This is a genomic window from Sphingomonas sp. CFBP 13706 (assembly GCF_014842355.1).
GTDB lineage: Bacteria > Pseudomonadota > Alphaproteobacteria > Sphingomonadales > Sphingomonadaceae > Sphingomonas > Sphingomonas aerolata.
On the sequence record NZ_JACYVM010000005.1, the window covers coordinates 297,088 to 320,180 of the forward strand.

General features: G+C 70.3%; 24 protein-coding genes and 1 pseudogene. 5 read left to right on the forward strand and 20 right to left on the reverse strand.

The genetic code is table 11. From position 1 onward, the window contains the following. Window positions 1–270: 270 nt before the first annotated feature. From IFS44_RS12075 to IFS44_RS12140, 14 genes and pseudogenes are all read right to left on the reverse strand, one after another. Window positions 271–2,546: pseudogene (locus tag IFS44_RS12075) on the reverse strand (DUF2460 domain-containing protein). A gap of 334 nt (window positions 2,547–2,880) precedes the next feature. After that, the gene (locus IFS44_RS12080; protein ID WP_192098600.1) at window positions 2,881–3,450 is read right to left on the reverse strand and encodes a tail tape measure protein; all 570 of its coding nucleotides are present in this window, start codon (window positions 3,448–3,450) and stop codon (window positions 2,881–2,883) included. Further along, window positions 3,443–3,637: a phage tail assembly chaperone gene (locus IFS44_RS12085; RefSeq protein WP_107930597.1), complete on the reverse strand. Its 195-nt coding sequence runs from the start codon at window positions 3,635–3,637 to the stop codon at window positions 3,443–3,445. Before IFS44_RS12085 ends, IFS44_RS12080 begins: the two co-directional genes overlap by 8 nt. After that, complete coding sequence (locus IFS44_RS12090) at window positions 3,637–3,951, reverse strand: gene transfer agent family protein (RefSeq protein WP_107930599.1); 315 nt, start codon at window positions 3,949–3,951, stop codon at window positions 3,637–3,639. The genes IFS44_RS12085 and IFS44_RS12090 overlap by 1 nt, the downstream gene beginning before the upstream one ends. Before the next feature lie 292 nt (window positions 3,952–4,243). Beyond that, entirely contained in the window at window positions 4,244–4,651 is a 408-nt protein-coding gene (locus tag IFS44_RS12095) for a phage major tail protein, TP901-1 family (RefSeq protein WP_159512218.1), read from the reverse strand. A 14-nt stretch (window positions 4,652–4,665) separates the two neighbouring features. Further along, window positions 4,666–5,049, reverse strand: a complete 384-nt coding sequence (gp17, locus tag IFS44_RS12100) for a tail completion protein gp17 (RefSeq protein ID WP_166746353.1) — start codon at window positions 5,047–5,049, stop codon at window positions 4,666–4,668. Further along, the gene (locus IFS44_RS12105; protein WP_107930605.1) at window positions 5,046–5,393 is read right to left on the reverse strand and encodes a head-tail connector protein; all 348 of its coding nucleotides are present in this window, start codon (window positions 5,391–5,393) and stop codon (window positions 5,046–5,048) included. Before IFS44_RS12105 ends, gp17 begins: the two co-directional genes overlap by 4 nt. 115 nt (window positions 5,394–5,508) lie before the next feature. Further along, the gene (locus IFS44_RS12110; RefSeq protein WP_192098601.1) at window positions 5,509–6,501 is read right to left on the reverse strand and encodes a phage major capsid protein; all 993 of its coding nucleotides are present in this window, start codon (window positions 6,499–6,501) and stop codon (window positions 5,509–5,511) included. A gap of 129 nt (window positions 6,502–6,630) precedes the next feature. After that, the gene (locus IFS44_RS12115; RefSeq protein ID WP_342366420.1) at window positions 6,631–7,053 is read right to left on the reverse strand and encodes an HK97 family phage prohead protease; all 423 of its coding nucleotides are present in this window, start codon (window positions 7,051–7,053) and stop codon (window positions 6,631–6,633) included. After that, a complete protein-coding gene (locus tag IFS44_RS12120; RefSeq protein WP_243845577.1) occupies window positions 7,050–7,367 on the reverse strand; it encodes a DUF6127 family protein in 318 nt (105 codons plus the stop codon). Before IFS44_RS12120 ends, IFS44_RS12115 begins: the two co-directional genes overlap by 4 nt. Then, entirely contained in the window at window positions 7,367–8,488 is a 1,122-nt protein-coding gene (locus IFS44_RS12125; RefSeq protein ID WP_192069546.1) for a phage portal protein, read from the reverse strand. Before IFS44_RS12125 ends, IFS44_RS12120 begins: the two co-directional genes overlap by 1 nt. 139 nt (window positions 8,489–8,627) lie before the next feature. Beyond that, window positions 8,628–9,950 carry a DNA-packaging protein gene (locus IFS44_RS12130; RefSeq protein WP_192098602.1) on the reverse strand — a complete coding sequence of 441 codons (1,323 nt, stop codon included), beginning with the start codon at window positions 9,948–9,950 and terminating at the stop codon, window positions 8,628–8,630. Beyond that, entirely contained in the window at window positions 9,950–10,495 is a 546-nt protein-coding gene (locus IFS44_RS12135) for a hypothetical protein (RefSeq protein ID WP_192098603.1), read from the reverse strand. Before IFS44_RS12135 ends, IFS44_RS12130 begins: the two co-directional genes overlap by 1 nt. A gap of 139 nt (window positions 10,496–10,634) precedes the next feature. Further along, window positions 10,635–11,504, reverse strand: a complete 870-nt coding sequence (locus IFS44_RS12140) for a 3-hydroxyacyl-CoA dehydrogenase NAD-binding domain-containing protein (RefSeq protein ID WP_192008197.1) — start codon at window positions 11,502–11,504, stop codon at window positions 10,635–10,637. A 90-nt stretch (window positions 11,505–11,594) separates the two neighbouring features. Here IFS44_RS12140 and IFS44_RS12145 point away from each other — a divergent pair, with 90 nt between their 5' ends. Then, on the forward strand, window positions 11,595–12,746 hold the full coding sequence (locus IFS44_RS12145) for a DUF1176 domain-containing protein (RefSeq protein WP_192098604.1): 1,152 nt from the start codon (window positions 11,595–11,597) through the stop codon (window positions 12,744–12,746). Between the two features lie 133 nt (window positions 12,747–12,879). Here IFS44_RS12145 and IFS44_RS12150 read toward each other — a convergent pair whose 3' ends face one another. The 3 genes from IFS44_RS12150 to ispG form a co-directional block, all read right to left on the reverse strand. Continuing rightward, window positions 12,880–13,356, reverse strand: coding sequence for a GNAT family N-acetyltransferase (locus IFS44_RS12150; RefSeq protein ID WP_192098605.1), 477 nt, complete (start codon window positions 13,354–13,356; stop codon window positions 12,880–12,882). Continuing rightward, window positions 13,353–14,255: a DMT family transporter gene (locus IFS44_RS12155; protein WP_342366415.1), complete on the reverse strand. Its 903-nt coding sequence runs from the start codon at window positions 14,253–14,255 to the stop codon at window positions 13,353–13,355. Before IFS44_RS12155 ends, IFS44_RS12150 begins: the two co-directional genes overlap by 4 nt. Before the next feature lie 536 nt (window positions 14,256–14,791). Continuing rightward, window positions 14,792–15,931, reverse strand: coding sequence for a flavodoxin-dependent (E)-4-hydroxy-3-methylbut-2-enyl-diphosphate synthase (gene ispG, locus IFS44_RS12160; RefSeq protein ID WP_192098607.1), 1,140 nt, complete (start codon window positions 15,929–15,931; stop codon window positions 14,792–14,794). Window positions 15,932–16,046: 115 nt separating this feature from the next. On the opposite strand from ispG, the gene IFS44_RS12165 reads away from it, so the two are divergent. The 4 genes from IFS44_RS12165 to IFS44_RS12180 all read left to right on the forward strand — a co-directional run bounded on the left by IFS44_RS12165 (window position 16,047) and on the right by IFS44_RS12180 (window position 19,635). Then, window positions 16,047–16,568 carry a DUF1993 domain-containing protein gene (locus IFS44_RS12165; protein WP_192098608.1) on the forward strand — a complete coding sequence of 174 codons (522 nt, stop codon included), beginning with the start codon at window positions 16,047–16,049 and terminating at the stop codon, window positions 16,566–16,568. A gap of 84 nt (window positions 16,569–16,652) precedes the next feature. Next, complete coding sequence (locus IFS44_RS12170) at window positions 16,653–17,834, forward strand: acyltransferase family protein (RefSeq protein ID WP_192098609.1); 1,182 nt, start codon at window positions 16,653–16,655, stop codon at window positions 17,832–17,834. Between the two features lie 8 nt (window positions 17,835–17,842). After that, a complete protein-coding gene (locus IFS44_RS12175) occupies window positions 17,843–18,772 on the forward strand; it encodes an isoaspartyl peptidase/L-asparaginase family protein (protein ID WP_192098610.1) in 930 nt (309 codons plus the stop codon). Further along, complete coding sequence (locus IFS44_RS12180) at window positions 18,769–19,635, forward strand: S1/P1 nuclease (RefSeq protein WP_192098611.1); 867 nt, start codon at window positions 18,769–18,771, stop codon at window positions 19,633–19,635. Before IFS44_RS12175 ends, IFS44_RS12180 begins: the two co-directional genes overlap by 4 nt. Window positions 19,636–19,855: 220 nt before the next feature. Here IFS44_RS12180 and pal read toward each other — a convergent pair whose 3' ends face one another. The 3 genes from pal to IFS44_RS12195 all read right to left on the reverse strand — a co-directional run bounded on the left by pal (window position 19,856) and on the right by IFS44_RS12195 (window position 23,068). Next, a complete protein-coding gene (pal, locus tag IFS44_RS12185; protein WP_031395926.1) occupies window positions 19,856–20,383 on the reverse strand; it encodes a peptidoglycan-associated lipoprotein Pal in 528 nt (175 codons plus the stop codon). A 52-nt stretch (window positions 20,384–20,435) separates the two neighbouring features. Further along, on the reverse strand, window positions 20,436–21,791 hold the full coding sequence (gene tolB / locus IFS44_RS12190; RefSeq protein WP_192098675.1) for a Tol-Pal system beta propeller repeat protein TolB: 1,356 nt from the start codon (window positions 21,789–21,791) through the stop codon (window positions 20,436–20,438). A gap of 200 nt (window positions 21,792–21,991) precedes the next feature. Next, window positions 21,992–23,068, reverse strand: coding sequence for a cell envelope biogenesis protein TolA (locus IFS44_RS12195; RefSeq protein WP_107045508.1), 1,077 nt, complete (start codon window positions 23,066–23,068; stop codon window positions 21,992–21,994). Window positions 23,069–23,093 lie beyond the last annotated feature (25 nt).

The window sequence follows — 23,093 nt, forward strand, 5'->3', positions numbered from 1 at the left end:
CGAAATTCTCCAAAACCCCTCTCCCCCCGGGGGAGAGGGAGGGGCCCACGCAAAGCGTGGGAGGGTGAGGGCAAGCGAGGCTCGGGCCCGACGCCCAACCCCCGTTCGCCCTGAGCGTGGTCGAAAGGCCCGCCCGCCAAAAGTGCTTCGACTGCGCTCAGCACGAACGGAACGAAGGCGCGCCCACCCCTCCGTTCGCCCTGAGCGAAGTCGAAGGGCAGGCCCCGCGCGCCAGTGCTTCGACTACGCTCAGCACGAACGGCGTGGAGCCTACCCCTCCCGCACCTCCACCAGCGGCACCGAAGCCGCGACCCCCGCCATAAACGTCGCCCGCGCGACACTCAGCCGGTCCTCCGCAAACCGCACCGGCACGTCGAACGCGAACCCCGCGCTCACCACCGCACCCGCCGCCGGCGCCACGTCGAGCACCACCCACCCCCCGGCCACCACCGAGAAACCCGACGTCGCGACGCCGTCGACCGCGACCGACACGCTCCCCGCCACCGGCCGCGTGATCCGCCGCGTCGCCGCGTCATAATGTTTCACCAGCGCGAACCGCCGCGCGATCCCGTCGCCGACCCCCAGCACCTCCCCGACCGCCTCGGCATCGAACGGATCGCGCAACCGGAAGCTGCGCGCCGGCCCCATCCGCGCGCGGAAGAACGCCAGCAGCACGCCGATATCCGCCTCGCTCCGCAGCCCCGGCCCGACATCATAGCTCGTCCGCGCCTCCGCCCAGGCCGCGTTGCGCTGTTCGGCGCCCCCCGCGCTGGTCAGGATCGCGGTCGAAAACCCCGGTATCACCTCCGCCTCGCGCCCCAGCGCGAGCGGAAACAGCACGTCGTCATGCGCGTCCACGGCCCCGTCTCCTTCCTCAGTCTCGAAATGCACGAACCCGTCGCGCATCACCTGCGGCAGCGCCCAGACGAACGTCTCGCCGACGCCGCGCCCCCGCGCCGCCACCGCCGCCGCCTCGATCCGCGCCCAGTCGCCCGCGCGCTCGCGCGCGGTCACGAACCCCGACAGATAATGCTGCCGCGCGGCAGGATAGCCCAGCCGCGCCGCGACCAGCGCGACCGCATCCGCCGACGACGCGACGTCGCCCGCCGTCACCCAGTCATAATCCTCGAGCTGGAGCACATCGAACGCCGGCGATGCCCAGCCGACCGGCATGTTCGCGCGCTTCGCCTCGGGCGCCCCCGCATCGAGCACGGTCGGCAGATAGGTCAGCAGATGCGTCACGCACCCGCCCGCTCCCGCCTTTACCGCTGCGACCAGCGCCGCGGTCGACGCCGCCAGACACGCCCCCGCCGCCTCCAGCGTCGCGATCTGGTCTGCGCTCTTGCCCCCGCGGATGCTCGCCATCGCCACCGGCGCGAACGCCGCGACCGCGCTCGCATCATAGAGGCACGGCCGCCCGTCGGGCATCACCCACCACCAGGGCTCGCCGACCTGGAACTGCGCCGGCAGTCCCGCCGCCACCGCGAGCCCGACAAACGCGCGCGCGACCGCCTGCAGATACGCCATCGCCCCGCCATGCGCCGGCGACAGCAGCGTAGACGGCGGCTCCCACCCGGTCAGCGCGGGCGCGCCGTCCGCCGCGCGCTGTTTCCAGTCGTTCCAGCAATGCGCGTCGAACAGCTCGTAGCTCAGCGACCAGATCACGCCGTAGCCCAGCGCCTTTGCGCGCCCCGCGAAATCCCGGTGCCACGCTGCGCAAGCCGCGTTCAGCACACCCCCCGCCAGCGACACGTAAAATCCACCGCCCGCCGGCTCGAGCCGGGAATAATGGCTCATCCCCACATAATGGACGATGTTCCCCCGATACCCTAGGTGCAGCGCGTTGCGCAGCAGCCGCGCGGGCGTCAGATTATAGCTGTCGTCATAGCCGCTCGCGATCCGCAGCCCATGCTCGGGCACCACCGCCTCGCCGATCGCGAGCACCGATCCCGGCCCCTCGCACGCCATCTCGGTCAGCTCGACCCAGCCCTCGCGCATCCCCGCGAGCGGCGCGTCGACGCCGCGATAGTCGGGCGGCACCAGCGACACGAACATCCGGTCGATATCCCCCGCCCAGACGGGCTCGCTGTCCTCGGGCAGGTCGAACCCGCCGACCAGCGCCGCGAAATCGAGCGACACCAGCGCATCCTCCGGCGTCCCCACCGCATAATTCCACAACCGCACATACCAGGCCCGCGCGACCCCCGCGGCATCACGCCCCTCGATCGTCAGCGTCGGGCCATTGATCGCATCGAGCGGCATCACACCCCCCGACCGCCACCGGAACCGCAGCCGACACGCCCGAAAATCCCGCGCGGTCTCGTAGCGCAGCAACGGATGATCATAGCGATCCTCCGCCGCCCAGATCAGCCCCGCCAGATCATCCGCCCTGTAGAACACCGCATCGACGCGCAGCGCATCCGGCCCCGTAGTGACCACCGACGCCATCATCGGCCGCGGAAAACGACCGTCCAGAACCGCGGATCAAACCGCGACACCGTCCCCTCGACCTGCCCCGTCCGCCCCGAACACACCCACTGCGCCATGAACCATCTCCAATCCCAAAGGAGAGCGACCAAAAACCCCTCTCCCCTCGGGGGAGAGGGAGGGGCCCACGAAAAGCGTGGGAGGGTGAGGGCAAGTGAGGCTAAATCCCCCGCCCAACCCACACCCGTCATCCTGACGAAAGTCAGGACCCAGGGTCACACACGCCGACGCACTTGGCTCTGGATCCTGACTTTCGTCAGGATGACGGCAGTAGGGATGCGAGCGAGCGCCCCCCCAACCCCTCTCCCCTCGGGGGAGAGGGAGGGGCCCGCGCGAAGCGTGGGAGGGTGAGGGCACGTGAGGCTCGCGACTCCCCCTCACTCCACCGCCCCCTCACTCCACCGCCAGCGCCGCCCGAACCGCCCGCGCCACCTGCCGCCCCGACTGCGCGAGCACCCCCGGCGCCGCCCCCGCCGCCGCATTGACGGTGATCGCCACCCGCACCTCCCGCACGCCACCCGAGCCACCCGCCTCGACCCGCCCACTACTGGAAGGCACGAACAGCTCGGGCCCACGCTCGCCCACCACATAAGCCCGCCCCGGCGACACCGGCCCCCCGGTCGCACGCCCCGGCAGCCCGCCGACCAGCCCCGCCAGCGCCTCCCCGAGCCCGCCCCCGTTTCCCAGCAAACCGCTCCCGCCAAACAGCGACCCCATCCCCGCCTTCAACGCCGCCCCCGCAATCGCATCGAGCGCGGACAGCGCGACGCCCTTCAGCTCCTCGAACCCGAACGTCCCCGTCTTCACCGCGCGCAACAGCGCCGTCTCGAGCCGCAGCGCCGCACGCTCCGCCCCCACGCCCAGCACGTCGTCGAGCTCGCCGCGCATCGCCGCGACGTCGCGCGCAAACGCCGCGCTGTCGCCGCGCACCCGCACCAGCACGGGCTCCAGATCGTCATCCATCGGGAAAAGCCTCCTGCAACCGCGCGATCGCCGCCGCATCGGGCGGCGTCGGCATGTCCCCCGTCATCGCCGCGACCACCGCGCCCAGTTCGGCGGGCGTCGCGCGCCAGAACGCGTCGGGGCTCCACCCCAGCACCGCGCCGGCAAACCCCGCGAGCCGCCCCGCGGCGTCCGCGAACGTCCGCATCACCGCCCCGCCAGGATCTGCCGCAGCAGTCCGCGCAGCACCGGCGTCGCGACGGCAAGCCCCGCCTCGACCACCGCCTCCCCCAGCCGCTCGCGCGTCAGCCCCTCCGGGCAATCACGCAGGCAATGCCAGAACAGCGCCACCATCTCGCCAACCCCCAGCTTCCCCTCCGCCGCCCGCTCGACGAGCGCAAACAAGGGCCCCAGCTCCTCCTCCGCCGCCACCAGCGCCGCAAAACTCGGCCGCACCACAAGCGTCTCCCCGGAGACCCGAAGCGCCCCCTCCCCCCGAACAGAATTCGCCACATCGCTCATGAAATTTCTCCAAAAACCCCTCTCCCCCAGGGGGAGAGGGAGGGGCCCACGCAAAGCGTGGGAGGGTGAGGGCAAGCGAGGCTAAGAACCCCGATCCCGCGCGCGCCCCGTCATCCTGACGAAAGTCAGGACCCAGGGTCCCAAACACCGCCCCCACCCCACGTCATCCTGACGAAAGTCAGGATCCAGAGCCGCCCAGGACAACGCTTGTGGCCCTGGATCCTGACTTTCGTCAGGATGACGGAAATGGGTCAGGACGAAGGTGGGTCAGCACGAAGCCAAGAGGGGACCCTCACCCCGCCACCACCGCCCCGGAACTCTCGAGACTCAGCGTGTAGGATCGCTCCCCATTGAAATCCCCGGCATAATCCAGCCGCGACACGAGGAACCGGCCGGTCATCGTATCGCCCCCCTCGAACGCCAGCCGGTAATCGTCGAGCACCCCCGACAGCGCACTCGCCTTGATCCGAAGCTCCGCCGCCGAGCCCGTGAACACCCCCGCGCCCGATACCGAGACGCTGCGCACCCCCGCCCCCGACAGCAGCTGCCGCCAGCCGCCCGAATCCTTCGTCGTCACCACGATCGCCTCGCCGTTCACCGACATCTGAGTCGTCCGCAGCCCCGCCACCGTCGCATAGACGGGCGTCGCCGCGCCGTTCCCGACCTTCAGCAGGAACGCGCTCCCCTTCTCCACCGCCATGTCCGTCTCCCCCTTCAGCTCTCGCGGTACATCCGCACCAGAAACTCGCTCGTGCCCCGCCACCGCTCGCCGACGCGCAGCACGCGCGAGCGCAGCATCTGCACGCGCACCAGCCGCCACCCTTCGCCCAGATCCGCGTCGAGCGCCTCGACCGCCTCCTCCGCCGCCGCCAGCGCCGCGCGCAGCCGCACCGGCCGCTCGCCGCCATCGTGCAGCGTCACGACGACGCGCCCCTCGCGCCCGCGCCACGTCGTCGTGCTCCAGTCGCTCAGCACCGGCTCGTCGACCACCGCATAGGGCAGCGCGCTGCGCACCGGCGGCGCGTCATAGACCCCGCCCTCCAGCACCGCCTGCAGCCGCGCGACCACGCCCGCCTGCAGCACCCCCCGCGCGCTCACGCCGCCACGTCCGGGCTCAACCGCAGCCGCCGATAGGGTCGCCACAAAGCCGCCACCGCCGCGGGCGGCACCGCATCGCTCTCGCGGTGATCGAACAGATGCGCCGCCAACATTGCCACGCCCTGCGCGACCGGCGCCGGCACCGCGTCCCAGCTCTCCGCCGCGCCGTCGCCCGCCACCCGCGCGACGATCGCCCCGCCGACGAACGCCTCGCACACCAGGATCGCCGCCGCACAGACCCGCCCCAGCAACGCCGCCTCCGCACTCCCCTCCAGCCGCAACACCTCCCTGGTGGCCGCAACCGCCTCCGCGATCACCCCCACCGGCACCCCCTGCTCACCCATAGGATTCTCCCAAAAAACCCCTCTCCCCCGCAGGGGAGAGGGAGGGGCCCACGCGCCCTTGCGCGTGGGAGGGTGAGGGCAAGCGAGGCTAAAAACCCCACCCCCTCACACCCACTCAGCTCACCGAAAACTTCATCAGCTTGATCGCCTCCGAATTCGTCACGCACCCGCCGACCCGCTTGGTCGCGTAGAAATTGACGAACGGCTTGTTCGAGTACGGATCCCGCAAAATCACCGTCTCCGCCCGCTCGGCGATCAGATACCCAGCTTTGAAGTTCCCGAACGCGATTCCCAGCGCATTCGCCGCGATGTCCGGCATGTCCTCCGCCTCGATCACCGGATAGCCGAGCAACGTTGCCGGCTGCCCCGCGGCCAGCGAAGGCGCCCACACGAACGCCCCGTCGCTCGTCTTGAACTTCCTGATCCGCGCCAGCGTGCTCGCATTCATCACGAAGCTCGCCCCCTGCCGATACGGCGCGCGCAGCGCCTGGACGAGGTCGATCAGCCGCTCCTGCGGGCTGGCCGAGAAATCCCCCGCCGTCCCGGAGGCCAGATATTGCAGCGTCCCGAACGCCCGCGTCCCGTCCGCGGTCGCCGCGGTCGGCTGCGTCAGGAACCCCTTGGGCCGCCCGCTGCCCGATCCGCCGACGAACGCCGCGCCTTCCGCCTTGGCGAATTCCATCGCGATCTCGCCCGCCAGCCACGCCTCGACGTCGAACGCCGCATCGTCGAGCATCGCCTGGCTCGCCGCCGGATTGGCATAGAGCTCGCCGGTCGGCGGCACGATCTCGACGAACACCGGCGTCGCCGTCTCGGGCCGCGCCGCATTCTCCGCCGCCCAGCCGGACGGCGTGCCCCCGGTCGTGACCAGCTTGCGATACCCCGCCGAGCCCACCTTCACGACATTGGCGATCCCCCGGATCGGCGAGATCCCTTTCAGCACCGCATCGATCTGCGCATCCACCTCGCGCGGCACCGCATAGCCGCCCGCATCGCCCGAAACCCCGGTAAACGCCTTCATCTCGATCGTCGCACCACTCCGCACGAACCCCGCAAACGCCCCCGAAGGCGCCGCCCCCTCCAGCATCGGCCTATCCATCACCGTCATGTCCATCTCCCTGCCAAGAAACAAAAAAAGGCGCCCCGAAGGACGCCTGAAACTACCCCTCTCCCCTTAGGGGAGAGGGAGGGGCCCACGCAAAGCGTGGGAGGGTGAGGGCACGTGAGGCTCCAAACCTCACCCCACCACCTCCACCCGAGCCAGTCCCTGCATAGGCACCCCCACCAGACTCACCTCGACCAGCTCCACCCCCAGCAGCACCCGCCGCGCCCCCTGCACGACCCGCACCGCCCGATACCCGACCGACAGTCCGGCAACCGCCCCAGACCGCACCAGCCCCACAAGCTCGGGATCCTCGACCACCCCCTCGACGCGCAACCCCCGCGCATCCTCCGCAACCGACGCCAGCACCCCCACCGCGCCCCCGCGATGCTGCCACAGAAGCGGCACCACCCCGGCCCCGGCAAAGGCCCCCCGCCGCATCACGTCCCCCGCGCGATCGACCACGTCGAACACCGCCGCATAGCCCGCAAACGCCACCCCGCCCCGTTCGTCCCGAGTAGCTGTCGAGCCTGTCGAGACGGCGTATCGAGGGATCACTTCAGCCACGCCGCGAACCCCAGCTTCACCGCCAGCCCCGCCAGCATCAGCGCCACGAACAGCCGCGCGATCCACCCCGCGACCGCCTTCCACACCGACCGCTTCGCATCGCGCCACGCCGCCAGCAGCTCGCGCAGCTCGGCCACGTCGCCGCGCGCCCGCTCGTCGCTCAGCCCCAGCCGCGCCAGCGCGCGCGTCGCGCCCAGCTCGCCCGCCTCCTCCGCGATCGCGCGCAGCGTCACCAGGTCCGCCCCCCGCTCCGCCCCCTGCGCCATCAGCTGCGCCAAGACTTGCCCGTCCATCGTCGTGCCCATCACGCCCCCTCCTTCACATCGAGCATCGCGCGCTTCTCCGCATCGCTCAGGAACGTCGCCGCGCTGACCATCCCCCACAGCCGCTCGCGGTCCTCGACCAGCGCCGGCACCCGGTCGAGATCGACGCGCAGCGCCGCCCCCTCGAACCAGCCCGACAGCCCCTGCGCGATCCCCGTCAGCACGCTCGTCGCCAGCGGCAGGATCGCCAGCCGCCACAAAGCGCGATTGGCCTCGCGGTAATTGGCGTAGCTATTGTCCCCCGGCAGCCCGAGCAGCATCGGCGGCACCCCGAACGCCAGCGCGATCTCGCGCGCCGCCGCCGACCGCGTCCCGGCAAAATCCATGTCCGCGGGCGTCAGGCTCAGCGCCTGCCATTTCAGCCCGCCCTCGAGCAGCATCGGCCGCCCCGCATTCCCGCTCCCCGCAAACGACGCCTCGAGCTCGCTCTTCAGCCGCGCAAACTGGTCCGCCGACAGCGCCGACCCGTCCCCCGGATCATAGACCAGCGCCCCCGACGGCCGCGCCGCATTGTCGAGCAGCGCCGTGTTCCACCGCGCCGCCGCATTGTGGATCCCGACCGCAGCGGCCGCCGCGCCCAGGCACCCCAGCCCGTAATGATCGTCGACCGGATGAAACGCCTTCAGGTGGATCACCTGCGGCCGCACCGGATCCGCCGACAGCCGCGTCACCCGCGCGCCGACCGCATAGCGATAGGCCGCGGGCCACCCGCCCGCATCCGCCTCGACGCTCACCCGCTCGGGCCGCAGCGCGTACAGCTCGGCCGCGCCGCCATCGGCATCGCGCAGCACCTGGACATAGGCATTGCCGTGGAGCAGCAGCTGCGCCGCCACCGTCTCGATCAGCATCTGCCCCCCCGACCGCGCGGTGACGAGCGCGACCAGCGCCGGATCCGACCCGTCGAGCGGCGCCGACCCGACGCCTTCGACGACCAGCTTCACCGCCCGCTGCGCCACCGCATTCCCCAGATACGCCTCGCGCACCTGCGCCTCATACCCCCGCGCCCCCGCGACACCGCCCGCCCCCGCCCAGCCAAGACTCCCCGCCCCCGACAAAGCCGGCCGCGCGCCCTCCCGCCCGGACTTCCACCCGAACAACCCCATAGAATCCTCCCGAAAACCATAACAAAAACCCCGCTCCCCCAAGCGGAGAGGGACCCAAAAACCCCTCTCCCCCCGGGGGAGAGGGAGGGGCCCACGCAAAGCGTGGGAGGGTGAGGGCACGTGAGGCTCACACCCCCCCTCAAACCACCCTCACCCCCACCTTAACCCGCCGCCGCAAGCACAACTCCGTCAGCGCCCACACCAGCGCATCCGCCCGATCCGGCGAGCGCCCGGGCCCGACATACCCCCCGCTCACCAGCCCGCAGAGCTCGTCCTCCAGCGCCGGAAATGCCCCGACATGAAAGACCCGCCCGCCCTCGTACAACGTCGCCACCGGCTCCGCCCGCGCCACCTTCCCGCGGCTCGCATGGACCAGCCGCACCGGCAGCGCACAGTCCGCCGCCATCAGCACGCTGCGCACCATCTCCCCGCCCTGATTGCACTCCGCGACCACCCGGTCCGCGCCATGCCGCGCCGCACAGTCCGCCACCGCGCGCGCCCAGCCCTCGGGCGACAGGCCCGCAACGCTTGCATCCTCGAGCACATAGGCGAGCCCGTCCTCGCCCAGCGCGACACAGACGATCCCGCACGCATCGCCGCCGGTCCCCGCCGGCGGATCGACCCCCACGACCACCCGCACCAGCGCCGGCACCACCCCGCACCGCTGCCGCTCGAGCAGGTCGCGCGTCCACAGCGCCCCCTCGACATCGTCGATCAGCTCGCCGTCCAGCTCCTGCCGCCCCAGCCGCGTCCCCGCATAGGTCTGGGTCATCGCCGCGACGAACGACGCGGGCAGGAACGGATTCTCCCCCGTCCCCCCGCGCGATTCATACAGATCCGGCAGAGCGAGCAGCCGCCGCATCAGCGGCACCGGCCGCGGCGTCGTCGTCACCAGCACCCGCGGCCGGTCGCCGATCCGCAGGCCCATCATCAGATTGTCCCAGGTCGCGTCGCCATACCGCCACTTGGCGAGCTCGTCGCACCACGCCGCATGATGCTCGGGCCCGCGCAGTTTCTCGGGCGCCTCCGCCGAATAGACGAACGCGCGCGCGCCGCTGTCGAACACGAACTCGCCCGCGTCGCGCCGCCAGCGATAGGTCTCGCCCGCCTGCGCCACCGCGATCAGCCCGCTCTCGCCCTCGACCATCACCTTGCGGACGTCGTCTATCGTGCCGCCGACCATCGCGATCCGCGCGCCGGGCATCGCGCGGGCCAGCGCGCTCACCCATTCGGCGCCCGCGCGCGTCTTGCCGAAGCCGCGGCCCGCGCGGATCAGCCAGACCTGCCAGTCGCCCGCGGGTTCGCGCTGCCCCGGCAACGCCCAGATCGCCCAGCTCTCGTGCAGCGTCCTGAGTTCCGCCTCGGACAGCTCGCGCAGCAGCGTCACCAGCTGCCCCCGCGGCAACCCCCGCAAACGTGCGAGCACGGCAGGATCGAACGTCGCACCCTCGGTGTCCGCCATCACGCATCCCCCGCCGCGGACGCCGCCTGCGCATCGAGCGCATCGAGCCGCGCGACCAGCACCGCCTCCAGCTCGGCCAGCGACACGCGCTTGCGCAGCGTCCCCGCCCCCGCTCCAACGGCAGCGCCCCCACGCTTGCGAAACCCCAGCGCCTGCACCGCGACCCGCGGATCGAAATGCGCCCCGCGCAACTCCGCCTCCGCATCCCCGTCAACGACCCCGTCAGCTTCCCCCTCAGACTCCGCCTCAGCTTCCCCCTCGGTTTCCCCCAGCGCATAGGCCAGCAAGCGCACCTCGAGCGTCTCGTACGCCGCCTCGATCGCCCGCGCCCAGTCGGCCGCGAACACCGCGTCGCGCGCCTTCAGCGCATGCGCCCCGCGCGGCGCCATCCCGACCGCGCGCGCCGACGCCGCGATGTTGCACGTCCCCGCCAGATGCTCGAGAAACGCCGCGCGCTTGGCGGGTGTCCAGCCGCCCTTGGCGGCCTTGCGCACCTGCAACCGGCCCCCAGCTTTCCCGCCACCCGCCGCCCCACCCGCCGCCATGCGCCATCCCCCAAATGGATCGGGCCGGTCCGCCGCCGGGGGATCACCCCGACCGCGTCCGGCCCGACTCGCAATTCGTCATCGTTCCCGTTATGTGCCAGAACAGCGTGACGATGTCAAGGGTGAATAACCTATCTGGTTAGCGCGTCGGCACCGGCTCCGCGCCCGAATAGTCATAGAAACCGCGCTTGGTCTTGCGTCCGAACCACCCCGCCTCGACATATTTGACCAGCAGCGGCGCGGGCCGGAACTTCGGATCGCCGGTCCCTTCGAACAGCACGCGGGTGATCTCCAGGCACGTGTCGAGCCCGATGAAATCGGCCAAGGTCAAAGGCCCCATCGGATGATTGAGCCCCAGCTGGCACGCCAGATCGATGTCGCGCACCCCCGCCACGCCTTCGCCCAGCGCGAAGCACGCCTCGTTGATCATCGGCATCAGCACGCGGTTGACGATGAACCCCGGCGCGTCGTTCGCATGCACGACCTGCTTGCCGAGCTTTTCGGCAAACGCCTCGACCGCGGCGACCGTCGCGTCCGACGTGGCGAGCCCGCGGATCAGCTCGATCGGCCGCATGACGGGGACGGGATTGAAGAAATGCACCCCCATGAACCGCGCCGGATCGGGCGCCGCCTGCGCCAGTCGCGTGATCGGGATCGACGAGGTGTTCGACGCCAGGATCGCGTCCGCTTTCAACACCTTGCCGACCTCGGCAAAGATCGTCCGCTTGATCGCCTCGCGCTCGGTCGCGGCCTCGACGACGATGAAACAGTCGCCCATCTCGGCGACGCTCGCGACCGGCTCGATGTTCGCCAGCGTCGTCTCGCGGACGTCGGCGGTGATCTTCTCCTTCTCGACCAGCCGCGCCATCGCCTTGCCGATCCCCGCCTTGCCCGCCTCGGCCTGGGGCAGGCCCATATCGGCCAGCAGCACGCGGTAGCCCGCCTGCGCGGCGACCTGCGCGATCCCCGCGCCCATCTGTCCCGCGCCGATTACGCCGATCGTCTGCATCGCACTCTCCATCTCTATTGCCGGTTGTTCGACTATGGCCTCGCCCCTATCGAAGCGGGACCGTCGCCGCCAGACCGGTCAGGAGGTCGCATGCGCTATCCAGTTCTCGTTTCGCTTCTGCCCGTTTCGGTTCTGGTGGCCGCGACGGCCTGCAGCCCCAGCGGCAACACCGGCGCGCCCAACGACGCCACCGTCCCGCTCGAAACCCCCGCCCGCCCCAAAGCGCGCCCGATCGCGCGCGGCTCGGCCCCGCAGGCCCCCGCGGAGCCTGCCGTCGACTCGAAGGCACGCCCCCGCCCGACCAGCGTAAAGACCTTCGGCGCCTGGGGAATTGCCTGCGACAACGGTGCCTATTGCACCGCGGTCTCGATGGCGCCCGACGATTCGAGCATCGCCGAACTCTCGATCGAGGTCGAGCGCGGCCCCGCCGCCGACGCGCCCGTGTCGGTGACGATCGGCACGCCGGGCAGCGCGCTCCGCCGCGTCGTCGTCGCGATCGACGGCACCCCGCTCGCCAGCGGCAATCCCGGCGACGACCGGCGCTTCACCGTCACCGGCCCGGTCGCGATGACGCTCGCTAAACGCCTCGCCACCGGCACCGCGATGACCGCGCGACTCGACGGCCGGACGATCCCCGTCGTCATCACCGGCGCCGCCGCCGCGCTCCGCTACGCCGACGCGCAACAGGGCCGCGCGGACACCGCCACCGCGCTCGTCGCGACCGGCGACACGCCGCCCGCGACCACCCCGCCCGCGCTCCCGACGATCCTCGCCGCCCCGCTCACCGACCGCCGCGCGCAGGCCCCCGCCGCGCCGCTCGTTGCGCAGATGCGCCAGCGTACCGGCTGCGCCGCGGACCAGTTCGGCCCCGTCACCAACGAGACCCATGCGCTCGACGCGACCACCGATCTCGTCCTGCTATCCTGCGGATCCGGCGCGTATAATGTCATCACCCGCGCGCTGATCGTCCGCGACGGCAAGGTCAGCGAAGCGCCGTTCGACCTGCCCCCGCAATTCGGCGAACCCGGCGCGAAACCCGCACTCGTCAACGCGGGCTATGACCCGAAGACCGGACTGCTCAGCTCCTACGCCAAGGGCCGCGGCATCGGCGACTGCGGCGTCGGCCAGGACTATGTCTGGGACGGCACCCGCTTCCGCCTCGCCGAAATGCGCATGATGGGCGAATGCCGCGGCGCGATCACCTGGCCCGTCATCTGGCGCACGACCGTCGCCCGCAACTGACGCCCCTTCTTCTTCCGTCATCCCTTCTTCTTCCGTCATCCTGACGAAAGTCAGGACCCAGAGCCAAACAGGACAGCGCGAAGTAACTCTGGGTCCTGACTTTCGTCAGGATGACGACCCCTCCGACGGCCCTCTACCGCCCCGCCAGCTTCACCAGCGCATCCCCCGTCAACCGCTGGATCGTCCAGTCCTCCATCCCCACCGCACCCAGCTTGCGATAGACCGCGATCGCATCCGCATTCCAGTCGAGCACCGACCATTCGAACCGCGCGCACCCGCGGTCGATCGCGATCCCCGCCAGATGCGCCAGCAGCGCACCGCCGACCCCCTGCCCGCGCGCCTCGGGCGTCACGTACAGATCCTCCAGATACAGGCCGCGCTTGCCCGTCCAGGTCGAGAAATTGTGGAAGAACACCGCGAAACCGACCGGTCCCTGCGGCCCGTCCGCGATCACCGCCTCCGCCGCGGGGGTATCCCCGAACAGCGCCTCGCCCAGCGTCGCCTCGGTCGCCTCGACCGCATCGGGCTCGCGCTCGAACGCCGCGAGTTCGCGCACGAAGCGCAGGATCGTGCCGGTATCGGCGCGGGTGGCGGAACGGATCTGGGTCATGCGGCGGCCTCCATCGACGTCTGCGCGATATCGCGCCGCCGCGCCGCATACAGGCATGCGACGACGATGACACCCGCGCCGCACGCGGTAAACGCCGACACCCGCTCGCCGAACACCAGATAGCCAAGCCCCGCGGCATAGACGAACGAGCTATATTCGGTCGTCGCCAGAAATCCCGTGTCGCCGTGCGCATAGGCCCAGCCGAGCAGCCACAGCGACGCGGTCGCCAGCCCCGCCGCCAGCAACAGCCGCGGCCATGTCGCCGCATCGGGCACCACCGCCAGCCACGGCGCGGCTAGCGCGAGCGTCGCGGTCACCACCAGCGCCTGGAAGAACGCGATCTCGCCCGGCCGCGCCGCCTGCGCCTGCACCCGCGCGATCACCAGGTTGACCGCATAGAGCAGCGCCGATCCCAGCACCGCGGCGACCCCCGTCAGGCTCGCCGCCCCCGCCGCGCCCTCGCGGCCATGCCCGATCATCACGATCCCGACCCCGCCCAGCGCCAGGATCGAAGCGACCACGACCCGGCGCCCGACCCGCTCGCCGAGGGTGACGGCGGCAAGCAGCAGCGCGAGGATCGGCGAGATGTAGGTCAGCGAAATCGCCTGCGCCATCGGCACGCGCGCCAGCCCCCAGAAGAACAGCAGCGCCATCGCCGCGGTCACCAACCCTCTGGCAATATGGAGTTTCAGCGCCCGCCCGCTCGGCCGCCCGCTCCGCCCGAGCTTCCAGGCGACCGCCCCCAGCCCGACACTCGCCATCTGCCGCCAGAGCAGCGCGTTATACACCCCGATGCCGAGCACGAGCGACTTCATCACCGCGTCCATCACCGAGAACAACCCGATCCCGAGTGCGGCGACAGCAAAGGCCAGAGCAGGCGAAACGCTGCGCCCCCTCACGCCGTCCGCCCCGCCGCCGAGAAGATGCCAATACCCATCCCCCCGCTTAACCGGCATCCCCCACCGACGCCATCATCGCCCGCAGGCTGTCAGCATCCTCACGATCGCGAGTGTCGGTTCCCCCGCGAAAGCGGGGGCCCAGAAGCCCCACCCCCACCGCAAAAACCCTGGACTCCCGCCTACGCGGGAGAACAGCGGAGGCGTCCTCCCCGTCATCCTGACGAAAGTCAGGACCCAGAGCCAAACAACGCCACCCCCTCCCGTTCGTGCTGAGCGAAGTCGAAGCACCGCCACGCCCCTCCCGCTCGGGCTGAGCGAAGTCGAAGCACCGCCACACCCCTCCCCGCTCGTGCTGAGCGAAGTCGAAGCACTGCTAAAATCCGAGACGTTCGTCAGGCCACCCCATCATCCTGACGAAAGTCAGGATCCAGAGCCAAACAGCGCCACGCCCCGCAACCCTGGATCCTGACCTTCGTCAGGATGACGAGGCGCAAGCAAGGCCCTCAAACGCAGCCAACCGCCTGGTAAAACCCCGCTTATTCCGCCGCCATCTCCGGCACCAGCGCCGCGACCGTCGCATCCGCGGCCTCGATCTCCGCCGCCTTGGCCTCGACCAGCTTGACGATATGGTTCACCATGTCCGCATCCTGGACATGATGGTCGGTGACCCCCGACAGATACACCATGTGCTTGCCGTTGCCGCCGCCGGTGATCCCGATATCGGTCTCGCGCGCCTCGCCCGGCCCGTTCACGACGCAGCCGAGCACGCTGAGCGACATCGGCGTGCGGATATGCTGCAACCGCTCCTCGAGCGCCTGGACGGTGCGGATCACGTCGAACCCCTGCCGCGCACAGCTCGGGCACGACACGACGCGCACGCCGCGGTTGCGGATGCCGAGCGCCTTCAGGATCTCGAACCCGACGCGCACTTCCTCCTCGGGCTCGGCCGACAGCGAGACGCGGATCGTATCGCCGATCCCGTACCAGAGCAGGCTGCCCATCCCGATCGCCGACTTGACCGTGCCGCCGACGAACCCGCCCGCCTCGGTGATGCCGAGGTGCAGCGGGCAGTCGACCTGTTCGGCGAGCTGCTGATAGGCCGCCACCGCGAGGAACAGGTCGGACGCCTTCACTGCGACCTTGAACTCGTGAAAGTCATGGTCCTGCAGTAACTTGATATGATCGAGCGCTGATTCGACGAGCGCATCGGGGCACGGCTCACCGTATTTCTCGAGCAGATGCCGCTCGAGGCTCCCGCCGTTCACGCCGATCCGGATCGCGCAGCCATTGGATTTCGCCGCGTCGACGACCTCCTTCACGCGGCTCGCAGACCCGATATTGCCCGGGTTGATCCGCAGGCACGCCGCGCCCGCATCCGCCGCCTCGAGCGCGCGCTTGTAGTGGAAATGGATATCCGCGACGATCGGCACCCGGCTTGCGCGGACGATCTGCTTCAGCGCGCTGGTCGATTCGACATCGGGGCAGCTGACGCGGATGATGTCGACGCCCGCCTCTTCGCAGCGGCGGATCTGGTCGACCGTCGCCTTGATGTCGTCGGTCGGCGTGTTGGTCATCGTCTGCACGGTGACGGGCGCATCGCCGCCGACGGGGACGTTGCCGACCATGATCTGGCGGCTCGTACGGCGGGTGATATCGCGCCAGGGACGAAGGGACATGAAGATTCCTCGTGGGTTCACCGCCGTATATAGCGGCTGGACGCGGCGAGCGAAACAACGCTGGCACATGCCGCCGCACGGCCATAGGTTGCCGCATCTCAGCGGAGCCCGATCGATGACCCTGTCCCTCTACGATGCGACGATCCCCTCCAATCTCCAGGTCCTGCGCGCGCTCGACGCACTGCTCGACAAGGCGGAAGGCTTCGCCACCGAGCGCGGGATCGACCCCGCCACGCTGATCGACGCGAAGCTCGCCGACGACATGCTCCCCTTCGGCTATCAGGTGAAGTCGTGCGTCGCGCATTCGGCGGGCGGCGTGCAGGGCGTCCGCGACGGCGTCTTCTCCCCCGACCGCAGCGCCTGGCCGACCGATTTCGCCGGGCTCCACGCCGCGGTACAGGGCGCGATCGCGACGCTCGAGGCCTATGACCCGGCCGAGTTCGACACGCTCGCCACCGCCGCGACGAAGTTCGAATTCGGCAGCTATGTCATGCCCTTCGCCGGCGCGAACTTCCTTTTGTCCTTCTCGCAGCCCAATTTCTACTTCCACGCCAGCATCGCCTACGCGATCCTGCGCGCGCAGGGCGTACCGCTCGGCAAGCGCGACTTCCTCGGCGTTCCCCGCATGGCCGCCTGACCGGGCCGGGCCGGGCGGGCCTGCGCCGGCGTGACGGGGCAGCGCGTGCTTGCAGCCCCGTCACCCGCCGCCTAGGGCGCTGCGATGACCCGGCATTACGGCATGGACTGGCTGCGGATCGGCGCCTTCGCCCTGCTGATCCTTTACCATATCGCGATGGTGTTCGTGCCGTGGAACTTCCACGTGAAGTCGGCGCATGTCGAGGACTGGGTCCGGCTGCCGATGCTCGCCACCAATGCGTGGCGGCTGACGTTGCTGTTCGTCGTCTCGGGCTATGCCAGCCGCGCGCTGCTCCGCCGGTCGAGCGGCCCGGTCCGCTTCTTCGCGACGCGCTGTTACCGGCTGCTCGTGCCGCTCGCCTTCGGCATCCTCGTCATCGTCCCCCCGCAACCCTGGGTCGAGCTCGTCACCCGGCACGGCTATGCGGGCAGCTACTGGACCTTCTGGACGCACGACGCCTTCCGCTTCGCCCCGCTCGACGGCCTGTGGCTGCCCGCCTGGAACCACCTCTGGTTCGTCGTCTATCTCTTTGTCTACACGACGGTCCTGACGCTCGGGGTCGCGCTGGTCCGGGGCCCGCGCAGCCTGCGCAGCCACCAGAATGTCCGCAGCCGCGGCGCGCAGCGGCTCTTCGACCGCGTCTTCGGCGGCTGGTTGGTGCTGCTCCTGCCGCTCGCCTGGCTGGTCTTCGTCCATGGCTGGTGGTTCCAGATGGCGGCCGAGAGCCAGGCGCTGTTCGGCGACTGGATCGCGCACATCACCTATTTCCCCGCCTTCCTGTTCGGCTTCGGTCTCGCACGCTCCGAACCCGCAATCGCCGCGATCGCGCGGCTGTGGAAGGTCGGCGCCGGGCTCGCGCTGCTCGGCTATGCGACGATCCTCGGCATAGAGCTCGGCTGGCCCGCCGGGGTTGCGAAGCCGCACTGGCTCTATACCGCCTACGGCATCGCGCATGCGCTTGAACAATGGGGCGGAATCGTCGCGCTGATCGGGCTCGCCGAACGCCATCTCAACCGCGACCATCGCTGGCGGCCGATGCTGACCGAGGCGGTCTTCCCCTTCTACCTGATCCACCAGACGATCATCGTCCTCGTCATGTACGCGCTGCTCCCCGCCGGCCTTCCCGGCTGGGCGGAGTTCCTGGTGCTGCTCGCCGCAACGCTGATCGGCTGCTTCGCCTTCTACCGAATCGGCCGCAGGGTCGCGCCCTTGCGCCCGCTGATCGGGCTGCGTCTCCACCTTCGTCCCACCCCGCCAACCTTGTGAAAGCCCCCATGCCCCAACCCAACTGGACCCTCGTCATCCACGGCGGCGCGGGCAAGCTCGACCGCGAGATGCTCTCCGCGGAGCAGGATTCGGGCGCGCGCGCCGGCCTGTCGCGCGCACTCGACGCCGGCTCCGCGGTGCTTTCGGGCGGCGGCACCGCACTCGACGCGGTCGAGGCCGCGGTCCGCGTGCTCGAGGATGATCCGCACTTCAATTCGGGACGCGGCGCGGTCTTCACGCATGACGGCGGGATCGAGCTCGACGCCGCGATCATGGACGGCCGCACGCGCGCCGCGGGCGCCGTCGCCGCCGCCACCACGACGCGCAGCCCGGTCGGCCTCGCCCGCGCGATCCTCGACGACGGCCGCCACGTCTTCCTCGCAAGTACCGGCGCGGACGCGTTTTCGCGGGAGCACGGCCTCGAACAGGCGGATCAGGACTGGTTCGCCACTGACGAGCGCCGCCGCCAGTTCGCCGAGCTCCAGGCGAGCGGCGACATGTTCGACGTCGACATGAAATACGGCACCGTCGGCGCGGTCGCCTGCGACACGCACGGTCATGTCGCCGCCGCCACCTCGACCGGCGGCGTCACCGGCAAGCGCTGGGGCCGGATCGGCGATTCGCCCGTCATTGGTGCTGGCACCTTCGCCGACGACCGCGCCTGTGCGGTCTCGTGCACCGGCTCGGGCGAGTTCTTCCTGCGCGTCGGCGTCGGGCATGAGATCGCCGCGCGCGTCCGCCTGACCGGCGAGTCGCTTCAGGCCGCGACCGAGGCGGTCCTCGCCGAAGTCCGCGCGCTCGGCGGCACCGGCGGCGCGATCGTCGTCGCCCCCGATGGCAGCATGGCCTGGTCGTTCACCACGCCGGGCATGTACCGCGGCACCGCGTCCGCAAAGGGCGCGCGCAGCGTCGCCATCTACGCTAGTGAGCAGCCATGATTCGCAAGCCCCTGACCGCGCTCGGCCTGCTCGCCGCGACCGCGCTGACCGCCGCCCCCGCCACCGCCTATTGGGAATATGGGCATGAGACGGTCGCGCAGATCGCCTATGCCAATGTCGCGCCGCGCACCAAGGTCGCGATCCGCCGCCTCCTCGCGCAACAGGCGCTGCTCGACACCCCCGAATGCCCGGCCGGCACGATCGAAGAGGCAAGTGTCTGGGCGGACTGCATAAAGCCGCTCAAGACCGCCGACGGCAAGTCGCGCTTCGGCTTTGCGTACAGCTGGCATTACCAGAATGTCGATGTCTGCGCGCCGTTCGACCTGACGCCTGCCTGCAAGGATGGCGACTGCGTCTCCGCGCAGATCGACCGCGACGTGAGACTGCTCCGCGACCGCAAGACGTCGCCGCACGACCGCGTCCAGGCGCTCGCCTTCCTCATCCACTTCGTCGGCGACCTGCATCAGCCGCTCCACGCGGGCGATCGCCACGACAAGGGCGGCAACGACGTGAAGACCGATTACGGCATCTACGCCCCCGCCCGGCTCAATCTCCATTCGGTCTGGGACGGCACGCTCGCCGAACGCGCGATCTCCGCGCCACCCTCGCTCGTCCGCCGCTACCCCGCCGCCGAACGCGCGCGCATCGCCGCCGGCACCGTCGCCGACTGGAGCCGCGAAAGCTGGCAGGTCGCGCACGACGTCACCTATGCGTCGGCGCTGGGCGGCGACGCCTGCGCCCCCGTCCCCCCGCGCGTGAAACTCGACGAAGCCACGATCGCCCGCATCGCCCCCGTCTCCCGCGAAGAAGTCCGCAAAGGCGGCCTCCGCCTTGCCAAACTCCTCGACAAGGCCCTGACCTAAAACCCCTCTCCCCTTGGGGAGAGGGAGGGGCCCATGCGCCCTTGCGCATGGGAGGGTGAGGGCACGAGGCTAGAGATACCCCCAGCCCAAAGTCATTCCCGCGAAGGCGGGAACCCAGACCGGCTACCCTCGCGACCATGCCCGACCGTCAGCCAGTCTGGATCCCCGCCTCCGCGGGGATGACGGCAGGAAAGGCCCCCGAAGGGCCCGCCCCCGGCCCTCAGTTCAGCACAATCGTGACCGCCCGGCGGTTCTCCGCCCAGGCCGCATCGTCCGACCCCTGCGCCACCGGCCGCTCCGAGCCATAGCTGATCGTCGTCATCCGCGACGCCGACACGCCGCGTGCCGCGAGGTAGTTCTTCGCCGAATTGGCCCGTCGGTCGCCCAGCGCCAGGTTATACTCGCGCGTGCCGCGCTCGTCGCAATGCCCCTCGATCGTGATGCGGACATTGGGGTTGCGCGCCAGCCACTCGGCCTGGCTGTCGAGGATCGCGCGCGCGGTCGGATCGATATCGTACATGTCGAGCGCGAAATTGACCGTGTTGCTCTGCACCGAGCGGCGGAAATCGGCGTCCGACCCGGGCACGATCGCGCCGTTCGCGCCGCCATTGGCCAGCCCGCCGGTCGGGTCGACGCCCGCCGACGAATCGACGGGGGCGGGCGGCAGGGTCTCGGGGCGCTTCTTGGCGCAGCCCGCGACGGCGATCAGCGCGGTCGCGCACAGCAGCGTTGTCGTAAACTTGGCCATCACATCTTCTCCCGTGGTCGGAACATATTCCAACATAGATTACATAATCGGTCTAGGGCCGCAGCGGACCCCAGGCTGGATCCGACCCGTCGAGCGGGGTCGGAATCTTGCGCTCGTTGACGCCCGTCAGGTCGACGGACCACAGGTCCGCCTTGCCCCCGCCACCGCGTCCCGAGCGGAAGAAGTTGATAACGCGGCCGTTCGGCGACCAGCTCGGCCCCTCGTCCTGCCAGTCGTTGGTCAGCAGCTTCTCGCCCCCGCCGCTCGGGCTCATGATCCCGATCCGGAACCCGCCGCCCAGCTTGGTGAACGCAATCAGGTCGCCACGCGGACTCCATACCGGCGTCGCATAGCGCCCGCCGCCGAAGCTGATCCGCTGCTGGTTCGATCCGTCGGCGTTCATGACATAGATCTGCTGCCCGCCCGACCGGTCGCTCTCGAACACGATCTTCGATCCGTCGGGCGAATAGCTCCCGCCCGTGTCGATCCCCGGCGAATTGGTCAGCCGCTGCGGCGCGCCGCCCTGGCTCGACACGCGGTACACGTCGGTGTTGCCGCCCTGCGCCATCGAGAACAGGATGTTGCGGCCATCGGGCGAGAAGCGCGGCGCAAAGGTCAGGCTGGCATTCTGCACCACCAGCCGCTGCCGCCCGGTGCCGATGTCATAGACATAGATCGCCGGCCGGTTGTTCACATAGCTCATATACACGATCGACTGCTGGTTCGGCGCGAAGCGCGGCGTCAGCACGATCGACTGGCCGTTCGTCAGGAACCGGTGGTTGGCACCATCCTGGTCCATGATCGCCAGCCGCTTGATCCGGCGGTTTTTGGGTCCGGTTTCCGAGACATAGACGACGCGGCTGTCGAAATAGGCGCCCTCGCCGGTCAGCCGCGTATAGACCATGTCCGCGCATTTATGCCCGGCACGCCGCCAGTCCGACGGCGGCACGACGAACCCCTGCCGGGTCAGCTCGGCACGCGACGACACGTCGTACAGATAGCAGCCGACCGTCAGGTTCCCGTCGCCATTCGCGCGGATGAACCCCTGCACCAGCGCCTGCGCACCCGTGCTGCCCCAGTAATCGAACCCCGGCGCGGTGACCTCGGGAAAGCCGATCGCGCGCAGCTGCCCGGGGGCGAGCGGCGTGAACAGCCCCGAATTGCGCAGGTCGTTGGTGACGATATCGGCCAGCTGCCGGCCGAGCACGTCGGTCGACCCCGCTGGCGTCGACACCACCGCGGACGTCGGCATCACCGGCACCGCGATCGGCATCGGCGCGGAGATCCCGCCCGTCACGTCGACCACCAGCCCGCCGGACTGATCCTCCGCCGCCGCCGGCGTGCCCGCCTGCGGGACCGGCGCCGGCGCGTCCTGCGCACTGGCCGTACCGCCGGCAACGAGTGCCATCAACCCGACCGAAGCAAGCACCGCCCTCACCCCAGACCCCACCCCGGCGAAGGCCGGGGCCCAGCTGGGAGACGCTGCTGCAAGCACGGTGCGCGCCGTCACGAAAACCTCTCCACCTGGGCTCCGGCCTTCGCCGGGAAGGAGGCTGGAGATCATGGCGGGCCGGCGGGGGGACAGCGATCGGAACATAACGGACATCCTCATCCGGGAAGCTTGTAACGCAGGCTGAAATTGCTCCAGCCATTCTGCACGTCATACAGGTCGTCGGGCAAACCGCGCAGCGGCGAACAGCCCGTGAAGGTCGCGATCGCGAGATCGTCGACGCGGTCGACATAGCGGCGATTCTCGTCGTCGACGCCCGCATGCCCGGTGATCGTCGGCCGCGATTTGAGCGTCCCGTCGCGGTTGAGCTTCAGGTTGATCGTCACGCGGATCCGCTCCGCGCCCGGCCCCGGCGTCACCTGCCGGTTCGCGCAGGGCTGCACCTGCCGCAGGATCGCCGAGCCGATATTGGCCGCCGCCTGCGCGCCGAGCTTGGCCGCCTTGGGCGCTTCCGACTTGCTCGGCGACGGATCCGCCGACAGGCCCTTCAGGAAGTTGTCCCCCAGCCGCGACCCGCGCGGCCGCGCCGCCTTCGCGTCCGCAGTCGATCCGCTGCCCTTGGTCGCGGACGGCTTGGCGGGCTTTGCCGAGGACGCCGCACTCTTGGCGGGCGCCGCGCTCGACTTGGCCGCGCTCTTCGCCGGTGCCGCCTTGGCAGGCGATGGCTTGGCCGCCGGTTTCGCGGGCGCAGGCTTGGATTTCGCCGGGCTCGGCTTGGCCGGCGCAGGCTTTGCCACCGGCTTCGGGACTGGCGCAGGCTTCGCCACCGGCTTGGGCGGCGCGGGCCTGGGCTTGGCCACCGGCTTGGGCTCGGGCTTCGGCTCGGGCTTGGGCGCCGGTTTGGGCGGGGCAGGTTTGGGCGCAGGCTTTGGTGGGGCCGGCTGCGGCGCAGGCGGCACCGGATCCGGCTGCGGCTCGGGCTCGGCCTCCTGCGGCGCGGGCGGTGCCGCATCCTCGGGCGTGCCCTCGTCGGGCGCGACCGATTCGGCGGGCGTCTCCGCCGATTGCGGCGCGGTCGCCTCGAGCGCCACGTCGGGCACCAGGCTGATGTCGATCGGCTGCTGGACGATCTTGGGCGGCTCGGGCGTGTCGAGAAACCCGACCGACAACAGCGCGAACAGCACGACATGCCCGACCAGCGCGACGCCGAACCCGATCTTTTCGGAGCGATCCATCACCAAGGGCCCATCACCGCCGCGA